Here is a 13,365-nt window from a genome sequence, read left to right as displayed (position 1 = left end):
AAATCGTTAAGTAGCCTGATGTCCAAGCAGAACTCTGCAGTGGGGCGGTCAAAACACAAGGAGCAGCAGGTATGGCGACCACTCTTTCCCGCATAAACTCGTCGGCAGCGACCCTCACCAAGAATCGCACCGAGGATTCCATTACCCCCTCATCGGGGATGTGCGTCACCTGCGTGGACGGCTGCATCGGCATGTGCGAAATCGGCAAGTCGGCTTATCGCGGCCACGAGGTCATCTACCCGCAACCTTTTGGGGTCATTACCACGGCAGCGGAAAAGACCTACCCGGTCGATTATGGCCACTTCAATATCATGGGCACTGCCGTAGGGGCCCACGGCATCGAGGCAGACAGCGACAAGGCCATCTTCCCCAACGTCAACCTCGAGGTGGCCATTGGCCACGACCAGGGGATCAAGTTCCGCTACCCATGGATTATTCCCGGCATCGGTTCCACCAACGTGGCGAAAAATAACTGGGAGGGGCTTGCCATCGGTTCGGCATTGGCCGGCACCGGGCTGACCATCGGCGAGAATGTCGTGGGCATGGACATGGAAGCCACCTTCAAAGGTGGGAGGGTCGTGGACACGGTCGACCTCAAGAGACGCGTGCAGCTGTACAAGGAGTTTCAACGCGACGGCTACGGCGCCATCATCGTGCAGGCCAACGTCGAAGACACCCGCCTCGGGGTGCACGAGTACGCCGTGGAAAAACTCGGCGTCGAATGCGTGGAAATGAAGTGGGGCCAAGGTGCCAAGGACATCGGGGGCGAGGTCAAGATTCGCGAGCTCAAAAAAGCCCAGACGCTCCGTGACCGGGGCTACGTGGTACTTCCTGATCCCCACGACCCGGATGTGATCCGCGCTTTCGAGCGCGGCGCGTTCAAGGAATTCGAGCGCCACTCTCGCATTGGCATGGTGGATGAAGAGGCCTTTGCCCAGCGGGTGGAAGAGCTGCGCAAGGCAGGCGCCAAGTACATCTTCCTGAAGACGGGCGCCTATCGACCGGCCGACCTGGCGCGTGCCGTGGCCTACTCGTCCAAGTACCGCATCGACCTGCTCACGGTGGATGCGGCCGGCGGCGGCACCGGCATGAGCCCCTGGCGAATGATGAACGAATGGGGCGTTCCGCCTGTGGAGCTGCATTCGCTGTTGTACTTCTATGCCAAGCGGCTGGCTGAGCAAGGAAAGTACGTGCCAGCGCTGGCGGTGGCCGGCGGCTTTACCTTCGAGGACCAAATCTTCAAGGCTCTGGCCCTGGGAGCTCCGTACTTCAAGCTGGTCGGCATGGCGAGGGCTCCCATTGCCGCGGCCATGGTGGGCAAGACCATCGGTAGAGCCATTGCCGAAGGACAGTTACCGGTGTACGTGGAGCGCTTCGGCACCACCATCGACGAGATCTTTGTCACTGCCAGCTCGCTGCGCAAGGAGCTGGGCAAAGAGCTGTTCGAAAAGGTGCCCACAGGCGCGCTGGGTCTGTACACCTACTACGAGCGCCTTGCCCAAGGTTTGCGGCAGCTCATGTGCGGCAGCCGCAAATTCACCTTGGCCCACATCAGCCGCGACGACATTGCTGCCCTCACCCCGGAGGCGGCGCGCATCAGTGGCATCACCTACATCACTGATGTGGACAAGGAAGAAGTGGAGAAGATCTTGGCCTGCTGACGTCCCCTAATCGGCGGGCACCAAGGGCCGATGGAGAGCGCGGCGCGCACCATCGGCCCTTTCGCTTTTGTCGCCTCCGGAGATGCTGGCCGCACGGCTTGTGCCGAGGGTAAGCTGGTGCCCAGCTGACTGCGTGCACAAGCTCCCGAAAGAGGTTGACTTTTTGCGGCCGCTCGCGTATATTTGCCACGGCATCCGAGAAGACAAGCCGGCAAGGTCAAATCAGGGAGAGGAGTCATGAAGCCCGAGGAGATGCGCAAGCTGAGTTTCGCGACGCTGTGTGTCCATGGGTCAGGAGGCGTGGATCGGCTCACTGGCGCGGTTTCCATCCCCATCTACCAGAGCTCGACCTTTGCCTTCCCCAGTGCGAGGGCTGGGGCTGAGATCTTTGCCGGGCAGCGCGAGGGCTACATCTACACGCGCATCGGGAACCCCACGGTGGATGCCTTCGAGCGGGAGATGGCCTTCTTGGAAGGCGGCGAGGCGGCGTGTGCCACTGCCTCGGGCATGGCGGCGACTACCACGGCGGTGCTCACCGTCGTCCGCACCGGCGAGAACATCGTCGCTTCCGACACTCTGTACGGCGGCACCCACCAGCTCTTTCGCGAGACGATGAAGCGCCTGGGCATTGAGGTGCGCGACGTTGAAGCAAGCCAGCTGGCCAACATCGAGGCCGCCATGGACGAAAAGACGCGGGTGGTCTTTATCGAAACGCCGTCCAACCCCACATTGAAGCTCATCGACATCGCGGGCGCGGCCAAGATTGCCCACCGCCATGGCGCCCTCCTCATGGTGGATAACACCTTTGCCACGCCCTACTTCCAGCGGCCGCTTTCTCTGGGAGCGGACATCGTCATCCACAGCGCCACCAAGTACATCGGGGGACACGGCGACACCATCGGCGGCGTGATTGTGGGGCCAAAGGATTTCATAAAACGAGCCAAGGGCGAGGTGTTGCGTGACTTAGGAGGATGCCTGAGCCCGTTCAACGCCTGGCTCTTCGTGCGTGGCCTCAAGACGCTGCCGGTGCGCATGGAGCGCCACCAGTTCAACGCCATGCGGATTGCGCAGTACCTGAGCTTTCATCCCAAGGTGGCTCGAGTCTGGTACCCAGGCCTGCGTATTCATCCCCAGCACGAGTTGGCCCGCAAGCAGATGACCGGCTTCGGCGGCATGGTTTCTTTTGAGCTCAAGGGAGGACGGGCTGCCGGCGAGAAACTCATGGACTCCGTCAAGCTCATGACCTTGGCGGTGAGCCTCGGTGATTGCGATACGTTGATCGAGCATCCTGCCAGCATGACCCATTCCACCTACAAGGAGGAAGACCTCCTCGCCTGCGGGATCACGCCTGGCCTGGTGCGCCTTTCGGTGGGGATTGAGGCAGTGGAGGACTTGATCAACGACCTGTCCCAGGCGCTGAGGAAAATAAAGTGACGCGCCGCCGGTTGGGGCCATTTTTCGATTGACATTTAGCGCCGTTTTTAGTATACTTAGCAGCGGTTTTGCAAGGCGTTATCGGCAGATGGACGAGCGACGACTGCTGCCAGTAAGGCAGCAGTTTGCGTGAGGGCGGCATGGCAAAGCGCACTGTGTGGCTTATCGTGGCAGCGGTGGTGGTGTTGGGCGGGCTATCGTTGCTGGCTCTTTCGCTGCTCAGCCTGCGCAGCGCTGGCGGCGAAGCTATGGGATTCCCATCCTTTGGGGCCAAAGTGGCAGTGGTGGAACTCACCGGCACCATCGTCGACCCCCGCCCGGTGGTACGCCAGCTCAAGCAGTACCGGCGGGATGGATCCATCAAAGCCATCGTCCTGCGTATCGAGAGCCCGGGCGGAGGGGTTGCCGCCTCGCAGGAGATCTACGAGGAGGTGAGAAAGACCAGGGAGGCGGGCAAAGTAATTGTGGCCTCCTTAGGGTCGGTGGCGGCATCGGGCGGCTACTATGTGGCGGTGGGAGCGACGCGCATCATGGCCAACCCGGGGACGACCACCGGGAGCATTGGTGTGATCGCCGAGATCCCCAACATCCGTCGCCTGCTGGACAAGCTTGGCATCGGCTTTACGGTAATCAAGAGCGGCAAGTTCAAAGATACGGGTTCTCCCTACCGCGAGCTCACCGATGCCGAGCGCGCCTACCTCCAACAGTGGGTGGACGACGCTTTCGCGCAGTTCTTGGATGCTGTGGTCGAGGGCCGCAAAATGGAGCGTGCGCAAGTGCTGGCCCTGGCCGACGGACGCGTGTTCACCGGCCTGCAGGCGGTGCGCAGCGGACTGGTGGACACCTTGGGCACTTTTGAAGACGCCTTGCGGCTGGCTGCGGACCTGGCAGGCATCAAGGGCGAGCCGCGCATCGTACGGCAGGAAAGGCGCCTGCGCTTGATCGACCTTCTCTTCCAGAACGCGCGCCTTTTCATCGAGGCCTTGGAGCGGTGGCCACGCCTGAGCTACAAAGTGGCTTTCTGAGCCTGGAGCGAAGCAGTGCCGATTTTCGAATACAAATGCGCCGACTGCGATGTGACCTTTGAAGAGCTGGTGCGGAGCAGCGACAATAGCTCGCCGCCGGTTTGCCCCAAGTGCGGTAGTGCCAATACCGCGCGTATCTTCTCGGTGTTTGGTTTTGCCGGGACCAGTCGCGCCGTCACTTCTGCGAGCGCGACGTCCTGCAGCGGGTGCAGCTCAAAGCATTGCGCCACGTGCAAGTGAGCGCGCTCTGAAGTCGAACGGCTGAGCTTGCCCCAGTCTGTGCGGAGCTTGCGCCAAGCATGTGGGATGAGTGGGGAATGCGAGGTTGCAGATGACCAAGCAGGAGATTGTCGACATCGTTGCCGAGGGGACGGGTTTGACCAAGGTGGACACCCTGGCGGTCATAGACGGGTTCATCGCCACGGTGTCTTGGGCCTTGCAACACGGGCAGAGCGTGACGCTGCGCGGCTTTGGCACTTTTCTGGTGGCCGATCGCCAGGCGCGGAGGGCCCGCAATCCGGTGACGAAGGAATTGGTGGAAATTCCGGCGCGGAAGGCACCCTATTTTCGCCCGGCCGAGGAGCTTCGCGAGGCGGTGGCGAGAGGGCCAAGAGCAAAGCAGGAGACGCCAGGGACGGGGATGGACGGCGCTGCACCGGCTTCGCCAAACCAGACAAGCGACATTTAGGTAAAGCACATAGTCAGTCACCAAAGTGAAGGAGGTGAGCACGTTTGCCCTGCGGCAAGAAGAGGAAACGACACAAGATCGCAACCCACAAACGCAAGAAACGGCTGCGGAAGAACAGGCATAAGAAGAAACTCCGCTAGGAGCGCCCCGCATGGGGCTCCTCAGAGGAGGAGAGCAGTGGTCCACACAACAGGCACGCTGCGGCAGCTGCCGTGCAGACGGCACCCCTGGCCGCTGGCAACGCTCGCAATGAGGGCTGAGGCAGACGCTTGGCCCTTATTTGCCTGTGGCGGGAGTCGGGGCCACGGGAGATGCTGGTCTGGGGTGGTCTGAGGTAGTGTGGGGAGAATCGCGGTGCAAGAAGAGCAATTGCCGGAAGTCAGTCCCGAGCTCAGCGTCGGCGAAACGTACATTTACACGGTGTCTGAGCTGACGCGGGAGATCAAGGTGCTGCTAGAGACCACGATTCCTGTGGTGTGGGTCGAAGGCGAGGTCTCCAACTTCAAGCTGCACACGTCCGGGCACATGTACTTCTCCCTGAAGGATGAGAATGCGCAGATTGCCGCGGTCATGTGGCGGGGCCGCAACGCGGGGCTGCGCTTCATCCCCGAAGACGGCATGAAAGTGCTCGTCCAGGGGCGGGTGACCGTGTATGAGAAGAGGGGCAACTACCAGCTCGACGTGTTGCGGCTGCAGCCCGCCGGGGTGGGAGAGCTGCAGCTTGCCTTCGAGCAGTTGAAGAACCGTCTCCGCCAGGAGGGGCTGTTTGCCGAGGAGCGGAAAAGGCCCATTCCGCGGTTTCCTGAGCGGGTCGGTATTGTGACCAGTGCCACGGGCGCCGCGCTCCAGGACATTCTCAACATCAGCAGGCGACGGCTCCCGGGGATTGAGCTGATTCTACGCCCGGTGTTGGTGCAGGGCGAGGGTGCCGCCGAGGACATCGCGCGCGCCATTGCCGAGTTCAACGAGTACGGCCAGGTGGACGTGATCATCGTCGGCAGAGGGGGTGGCTCACTGGAGGATCTCTGGGCCTTCAACGAAGAGATTGTTGCCCGAGCCATCTACGCCTCGCGCATTCCGGTGGTGTCGGCCGTGGGGCACGAGGTGGACTTTACCATTGCCGACTTTGTGGCGGACCTACGCGCCCCTACGCCATCGGCTGCGGCGGAGCTGGTGGTTCCGGACCGTCAACAGCTGGCGCAGAATCTGCGCGCCCACATCGCGCGGGCCTATCAGGCCATCGCCAGTCAGCTCAGTCGCGGCCGGGAACGACTTAACGCTGTTCGCGCCAGCTACGGTTTCCGCCGGCCAGAGGACATTGTCCACCAGCACCAGCAGCGGCTCGACGACGTGACCCGCATGCTTTCGACCAGCATTTCCCACCTGCTGGCTTTGTCCAGACAGCGGCAGCAAGGCTTGGCCATGCGGCTGGAGTCCTTGGGGCCGCAGGCGGTGCTGGCCAGGGGCTACGCCATCTGCTTCCGGTTGGACAGTGGCGAGGTGGTGCGCACCGGTGCGCAGGTCGCGGAAGGCGAAGCAGTGGGCGTGCAGCTCTTCCGCGGGAGGATTGCGGCCCAAGTGACCAAGGTGGAGCCAGAGGCAGAGCTCAAAGGCGTTTTTCCCCGCAGCGCGGGGGCAGACGAACGGCGCTGAGGAGAACATGACCGGCAAGAAGACATTTGAAAGCGCGATGCAGCGTCTGGAAGAGATTGTGCAGATCTTGGAGCGCGGTGATACCTCCTTGGAAGAATCGCTGCGGCTTTTCGAGGAGGGAATGGAGCTTGCCAAGTTCTGCGAGGCACGGCTAGCAGAGGCCGAGGCCAAACTGAAGATGCTCGTCAAGAAGGACGATGGCTTCCAACTCGAGCTTGTCTAACCAGGAACACGGCACGGCCATGCAGGACGAGAGAGGGGCGTACCGCATCCTGCCCAAGATCAACTCGCCCGCCGATCTTCGGCAGCTTGACATCCCGGAGTTGTCGCAGTTGGCGAGGGAGTTGCGCGACTTCATCATCACCACGGTGAGCTGCACCGGCGGCCATTTAGCGCCCAGCCTCGGGGTTGTTGAGCTGACGCTTGCCCTCCACTACGCCTTCGACACGCCGCGCGACAAGATTATCTGGGACGTGGGCCACCAGGCCTACCCGCACAAGATCATCACCGGCAGGCGAGAGCAGTTTGCCACCCTGCGCCAATGGGGCGGCATTAGTGGCTTCCCCCGGCGGGAAGAGAGCCCTTACGATGTGTTCGGCACCGGGCACGCCAGCACCTCCATCTCCGCCGCTCTGGGAATCGCCTGCGCCCGCGATTTTGCCGGCGACGACTACGCAGTGGTGGCCGTCATTGGCGACGGCTCCATGAGCGGTGGCCTTGCCTTTGAAGGCCTGAACAACGCCGGTGCCCTGAAGCGCGACCTCATCGTCATCCTCAATGACAACCGCATGTCCATCTCCCGCAACGTCGGCGCACTGGCTGAATACCTGACGCAGCTCATCACCGCGCCGGCCTACAATGTGCTCAAGCGGGACATTTGGGAGCTCACCGGCAAGCTTTCCCACCTGGGCGGACATATCCGCACGGCGGTCAGGCGCATGGAAGAGGGGCTCAAGGCCCTAATCGTGCCTGGCTTGCTCTTCGAACGGTTAGGATTTCGTTACTTCGGCCCCATCGATGGGCACAACATTGCCCTCCTGGTAAGGGTGCTGCGGGAAGTGCGGCAACTGAAAGGGCCCATCTTCCTCCACGTGCTCACCACCAAAGGGAAGGGCTACCTGCCTGCGGAGAAGGATGCTCCCCGTTTCCACGGGCTTGGCGCCTTCAATAAGGTCACCGGCGATGCAGCCAAGTCGGGCAAGAATCCCACCTACACAGAAGTTTTCGGCAAGACCCTGGTGGAGATAGCAGCCAAGCGCCCCGAGGTGGTGGGGATTACGGCGGCAATGGAGCTGGGTACGGGCCTCTGTTACCTTCACCAGACCTTTCCGGAGCGCTTTTTCGATGTGGGCATTGCGGAAGCACATGCCGTGACCTTTGCCGGGGGCCTGGCGGTGCAAGGACTGAAGCCGGTGGTGGCCATCTATTCCACCTTTCTGCAACGCGCCTATGACCAGATCATCCACGACATTGCCTTGCAGAACCTGCCGGTCGTTTTCGCCTTGGATCGCGGTGGGCTGGTGGGCGACGACGGGCCGACCCACCATGGCTCCTTCGACCTGTCCTACCTGCGCAGCGTGCCCAATCTGGTGGTGGCAGCGCCCAAGGACGAGAATGAGCTCAAGGACCTGCTCTGGACGGCAGTGGACCACCAGGGCCCCTTTGCCCTGCGCTACCCGCGCGGGGAAGGAGAAGGCGTGCCGCTGAGCAAGGGCCACAAGAGCATCCCCATCGGCAGCAGCGAGCGGCTGCGCAGCGGTCATGATGTTGCCCTGTTGGGCGTTGGCCCTCTGGTTTATCGCTGCCGTGAAGCGGCCGAGCGCCTGGCCGAGCAAGGGATCTCCTGCACGGTGGTCAACGTGCGCTTCGTGAAGCCGATGGACGAGAAGATGCTTCGCCAGGTGGCTAGCCATCACTCTGTGCTGGTCACGGTGGAAGACAACACGGTGGTCGGTGGCTTTGGCAGTGCGGTGGCCGAGTGGCTGGCAGACCACGGTTTTCACGACGTGCGCTTGGTGCGCCTCGGCCTTCCCGATCAGTTCGTCCCCCACGGCACCCGCGAGGAACTCTACGCGCACTTGGGCCTAGACACTGATGGCATTGCGCGCACGGTTTTGGCCACGTGGCAGGAAGCAATGCGTACTGCCGCGCCACGAACCGTACGGGCAGCGAGCTGAGAGGGCGACGAAGCGATGACTCTGGGCATTGTCGCCAATATTACCAAGCCCATGGTCAAGGAGGTGATCCCGCGCCTGGTGCGGTGGCTGGGCAAGCGCCGCACGCCCTTCGTGTTGGCAAAGGACATCCGCGAGGTGGTTGACCCTGGGGTGGCCCCTTCCTGCTGGCTGGAGATCGAAGAGCTGGGCCGGCGCAGCGACGTGGTCATTGCCTTTGGCGGCGATGGCACCTTTCTGGCCGTGGCGCGCGCCGTGGGCCACCTTGGAGTGCCAATCCTGGGCGTGAACCTCGGCGGATTGGGGTTCTTGGCCGACGTGCGTATCGAAGAGCTTTATCCTTGCCTGGAAGATCTGTTGACCGGGCAGTATGACATTATCGAGCGGATGCTCCTGCGCGCCGCAGTAGCCGAGGAGCCGGACCGGGTGTTCTATGCCCTGAACGATGTGGTGATTGACCGCGGAGGTTCGCCGCGGATTATCGAAATCACCACCCACGTGGATGATGTCTACCTCAACACCTACATCGCTGATGGGCTCATCGTTGCCACGCCAACTGGCTCCACCGCCTACTCTTTGGCGGCTGGCGGGCCCATCGTCATTCCGACCATGCGCGTGTTGGTAATCACCCCCTTGTGTCCGCACTCGCTGAGTGCGCGGCCGGTAGTCATTCCGCCCGAGAGCGTGGTGAGGGTGACGGTGGCCACCGAGGACCAGCAAGCAAACCTCACGGCGGACGGCCAGATCGGTTGCGTGCTCCGCAAGGGGCAGGAGGTGGAGATCCGCGCCGCCGACTATGCGGTGCGCTGGGTGGCAACGCGCCGCAGGCGCTTCTACGAGGTGCTACGGCTGAAACTCCACTGGGGCGAAGATCTACGCTCGGTGTGAGGCCGCCGCTTCTTTCTTGTGCAACAAGACCTCTCCCATGAGTGACACTGGCAAACCAACTGGGACAACGCTGCCTACCTTGGACGCACAGACTCCCCTGATGAGGCAGTACCTGCGCTTCAAGGCGAAGTACAAGGACGCCATTCTGTTTTTCCGCATGGGCGACTTTTACGAGATGTTTTACGACGACGCCAAGATCGCCTCGCAGGTGCTCGGCATCGCCCTCACCAGTCGGGCCCACGGCAAGGCGGCTAATGTGCCGTTGGCTGGCTTCCCTCACCACGCCTTGGATGCCTATCTCACCAAGATGGTCAAGGCCGGCTATAAGGTGGCCATCTGCGAGCAGGTCGAAGACCCCAAGAAGGCGAAGGTGGTAGTCAAGCGGGACGTCCTTGAGGTGGTCACCCCGGGCACGGTGCTCAGTGATAGCCTGCTGGACACGAAGCGCAACAATTTTCTGGTGGCGCTGTACCTCAAGGGCGAAAAGTGCGGCTTGGCCGCCGCGGATGTATCCACCGGGGACTTTGTCGCGGGCGAGTTCCCTCTGGCTCAGCTCAAAGAACAGGTGGTCCGTGCCGAACCGGCCGAGCTGCTGGTCAGCGAGGAGCAATTGCCCTACGTTATGGAACAACTGGGCCCAGCGCGGCCGGCCATGGTGTCAAAGTGCGAGGAATGGGTCTTTCATCGTGACTACGCCTACGAGCTCCTGACGCAACACTTTGGCACCACCTCGCTGCGGGGGTTTGGCTGCGAGGATCTGGACGTGGGCGTCTCTGCGGCGGGCGCGGTGGTCCACTACCTGAAGGAAAACCAGAAGAGCGAACTCCGCCACCTTAATCGCCTGTCACGCCTCAATGAGGCCGAGTATCTCGGCCTGGACGCCTCGACGAGGCGCAATCTGGAACTGGTGACACCCCTCAATCCTGGCGCCACGCGCGCCACCCTGCTGTCGGTCATCGACAGAACGCTCACCCCCATGGGCGGGAGGATGCTGGTGCAGTGGTTACTTCGCCCATTGACCAGTAAACAGGCCATTGACCGCCGACTGGATGCCGTGGAGGAATTGGTCGCCCACGGGGATCTCCGCCAGAAGATTCGGGACCAGCTACGGCGCGTCGGGGACCTGGAGCGGCTGATGGCCAAGGTGAACACCGGGCGCGCCAATGCCCGCGATCTGCAGGCACTCATGCGCACTTTGGCGCTCATCCCGCAAGTGAGGGCGTCGTGCGGCTCGCTGGAAAGTGCCCTGCTCCGAGAGATACACGAGCAGCTGGAGGAACTCGGCCCCCTGGTCGATGAACTCAGGCGCGCCCTCGTCGACGACCCGCCGCTGCTGGTCACGGAAGGCGGCATCATCCGCTCCGGGTACAATGCCGAGCTGGATGAACTGCGGGCCATTGCTTTCTCGGGTAAGGATTGGATCGCCAAGCTGCAGACACGCGAGCGGGAGCGCACCGGCATCCCCTCCCTCAAGGTCAGCTACAACAAGGTCTTCGGCTACTACATCGAGGTCACCAAGCCGCATTTGTCGAAGGTGCCTGCGGACTATGTGCGCAAGCAGACCACCGTGGGTGCAGAGCGCTTCATCACCCCCGAGCTCAAGGAGTATGAGGAGAAGATCCTGGGGGCTGAGGAGAAGATGGCGGTGCTGGAGTACGAACTTTTCGACCAGCTCCGCAAGCGGGTGGCCCTGGAGACGGAGGCCGTGCAGAAGAACGCCCGGCTGCTGGCGCAACTGGACTGTTTGGCGAGCTTGGCCGACGTGGCGGTCAGCAACCGCTATGTGCGCCCACAGATCAACGAGTCCACAGCGATTGTCTTGAAGGAGAGCCGCCACCCGGTCATCGAATGCCTCCTGCCAGCTGGACAGGCCTTTGTCCCCAACGACCTGTTCATTGACAGCACCAGCGATCAGATCCTCATCATCACCGGGCCGAACATGGCGGGCAAGTCGACGTACCTGCGCCAGGTGGGGTTGATCGTCATCATGGCGCAGATGGGGAGCTTTGTCCCGGCCAAAGAGGCGCGCATCGGTCTGGTGGACAAGATTTTCACAAGGGTGGGGGCCTCAGACAATCTTGCGGGCGGGGAGAGCACCTTCCTGACCGAGATGAACGAGACGGCGAATATCCTGAACAACGCCACGCCGCGTAGCCTGATCCTCCTGGACGAAATCGGACGCGGCACAAGCACCTTTGATGGTTTGTCGATCGCTTGGGCAGTGGCGGAATTCCTGCATAACACGCCGCGCCTGGCAGCCAAGACTATGTTCGCTACCCACTACCACGAGCTGACGGAACTGGCCCTGATCCTGCCGCGAGTGAAGAACTACAACGTCGCGGTTAAGGAGTGGGGCGACCGCGTGGTGTTTCTCCGGAAAATTGTCGAAGGGGGGTGCGACCACAGCTACGGCATTCATGTGGCACAGCTGGCAGGGCTGCCCAGGGAGGTCATCGAGCGGGCGAAGGAGATACTGGCCAACCTCGAGGCAGAGGCCCTCACCCCCTCGGAACAGCCCAAGTTGGCCGTGCGGCGCAGCGCTTCGGGTGAGGAGGCAGCGCGTCAGCTGCAGCTGGATATCTTCGCAGCCCAGGAAAGGTACCTCGCGGACGAGCTGCGAAGGATCGACCTGGACAACCTCACCCCGCTCCAGGCCCTCAACAAGCTGTCCGAGCTGAAGAAGAAATTGGACGGGGAGAATTCGTAAGGGCTTGTTTCTTCTTATGCCGCAGCGCAAAAGGCCTTGATTTTGCCCCACTGTTTTTGTACATTGACGGCCAGCAGGGGCAGAGAAAGCCTAGTGATCACGAGGTGAGAGCAGTGAGACGACGCACAGTCATAGCCTTGGTGATGGCCCTCGGTGCCGCAGGTGGGGGGTACGCCGGCCAGTGGCGCGTGGCCAAGTACGCCGGCGAGTCCATGAGCATCGGGGTGGGAGCCCGCGCCTTGGGCATGGGGGGTGCCCATGTGGCCGTCGCCAGCGACGTCACTGCGGGGCATTGGAATCCTGCCGGGCTGATGGGGTTGGCCTATCCCCAGCTTGCCGCCATGCACGCGGAGCGCTTTGCCGGCGTGGTGAACTATGATTACTTCGGTGCTGCCGCGCCCGTGGGCCGCACGTTGGCCGTTGCCCTCACCGTCACCCGCACGGCAGTGGACGATATCCCCATCACCACCAGGCTGCGAAATCCGGAGCGAGCGCTGGGGGAGTTGTACAGCGAAAACGGCGTGCTCGTGCGCAATACCCCCCAGATTGACAAGTACGTGAACGACGCCGAGTGGGCGTGGCTACTGTCGGTGGCCCGGGCACGGAGCGAGTCCCTTTGGTACGGGGTCAGCGCCAAGGTCGTGCACAAGAGCGTCGGCGACTTTGACGCATGGGGGCTTGGCTTCGACGTGGGGGTGCGCTGGAATCCCGTGGAGCGCCTGCTTGTGGGAGGAGTGGTGCAGGATGTCACCACGACGGTGCTCGTCTGGGACTCCACAGGCACCCGCGAGCTGTTGTTGCCAACCCTCAGATTGGGAGTCGCCTACCCTCTCCCGTTGGGCTGGCTGCGGGGTGTGATTGTCCCGGCATGCGACGTCGGTGTCAAGTTCGAGGGGCGGAAGACGGCAGCACAACTCCATGCCGGACGCGCGAGCGCTGACTTTCACTTTGGCCTGGAGTACGCCTTTCGCCAGATGGTCGCCCTGCGTATCGGCAGCGATGTGGGTCATCTTGCCTTCGGCGTGGGGGTGCGGCTACCCCAGCTGGACGTCGACTATGCCTGCTTGAGTCACGACCAACTTGGTACCACTCACCGAATATCCCTTCAGCTCACCATCCAGAAAGAGAAGTTCGG

At 62.2% G+C, this 13,365-nt stretch carries 11 protein-coding genes; all 11 read left to right on the top strand.

The annotated features are described in order from the left end of the window. Window positions 1-71 precede the first annotated feature (71 nt). On the top strand, window positions 72-1,661 hold the full coding sequence (locus tag H5U38_14445) for an FMN-binding glutamate synthase family protein (GenBank protein ID MBC7188220.1): 1,590 nt from the start codon (window positions 72-74) through the stop codon (window positions 1,659-1,661). Window positions 1,662-1,898: 237 nt separating this feature from the next. After that, window positions 1,899-3,095 (top strand): aminotransferase class I/II-fold pyridoxal phosphate-dependent enzyme, encoded by a 1,197-nt coding sequence (locus H5U38_14440; GenBank protein MBC7188219.1) that lies wholly within the window; start codon window positions 1,899-1,901, stop codon window positions 3,093-3,095. Window positions 3,096-3,235: 140 nt separating this feature from the next. Next, complete coding sequence (gene sppA / locus H5U38_14435; protein ID MBC7188218.1) at window positions 3,236-4,120, top strand: signal peptide peptidase SppA; 885 nt, start codon at window positions 3,236-3,238, stop codon at window positions 4,118-4,120. 15 nt (window positions 4,121-4,135) lie between these two features. Then, a complete protein-coding gene (locus tag H5U38_14430; protein MBC7188217.1) occupies window positions 4,136-4,360 on the top strand; it encodes a zinc ribbon domain-containing protein in 225 nt (74 codons plus the stop codon). 91 nt (window positions 4,361-4,451) lie between these two features. Then, window positions 4,452-4,808, top strand: a complete 357-nt coding sequence (locus tag H5U38_14425; protein MBC7188216.1) for an HU family DNA-binding protein — start codon at window positions 4,452-4,454, stop codon at window positions 4,806-4,808. 411 nt (window positions 4,809-5,219) lie between these two features. Then, window positions 5,220-6,461 carry an exodeoxyribonuclease VII large subunit gene (gene xseA / locus H5U38_14420; GenBank protein ID MBC7188215.1) on the top strand — a complete coding sequence of 414 codons (1,242 nt, stop codon included), beginning with the start codon at window positions 5,220-5,222 and terminating at the stop codon, window positions 6,459-6,461. 7 nt (window positions 6,462-6,468) lie between these two features. After that, window positions 6,469-6,684, top strand: coding sequence for an exodeoxyribonuclease VII small subunit (xseB, locus tag H5U38_14415; GenBank protein MBC7188214.1), 216 nt, complete (start codon window positions 6,469-6,471; stop codon window positions 6,682-6,684). A gap of 19 nt (window positions 6,685-6,703) precedes the next feature. Beyond that, on the top strand, window positions 6,704-8,638 hold the full coding sequence (locus H5U38_14410) for a 1-deoxy-D-xylulose-5-phosphate synthase (protein ID MBC7188213.1): 1,935 nt from the start codon (window positions 6,704-6,706) through the stop codon (window positions 8,636-8,638). 15 nt (window positions 8,639-8,653) lie between these two features. Beyond that, complete coding sequence (locus H5U38_14405; protein MBC7188212.1) at window positions 8,654-9,523, top strand: NAD(+)/NADH kinase; 870 nt, start codon at window positions 8,654-8,656, stop codon at window positions 9,521-9,523. A 100-nt stretch (window positions 9,524-9,623) separates the two neighbouring features. Beyond that, a complete protein-coding gene (gene mutS / locus H5U38_14400; GenBank protein MBC7188211.1) occupies window positions 9,624-12,230 on the top strand; it encodes a DNA mismatch repair protein MutS in 2,607 nt (868 codons plus the stop codon). A 113-nt stretch (window positions 12,231-12,343) separates the two neighbouring features. Continuing rightward, a partial coding sequence (locus H5U38_14395; GenBank protein ID MBC7188210.1) for a hypothetical protein occupies window positions 12,344-13,365 on the top strand: 1,022 nt, incomplete at its 3' end.

The organism is Calditrichota bacterium (genome assembly GCA_014359355.1).
GTDB lineage: Bacteria > Zhuqueibacterota > Zhuqueibacteria > JANLFK01 > Oleimicrobiaceae > Oleimicrobium.
Note: the sequence above shows the minus strand (reverse complement) of the source record. Positions and strands in the feature narration are given on the sequence as shown.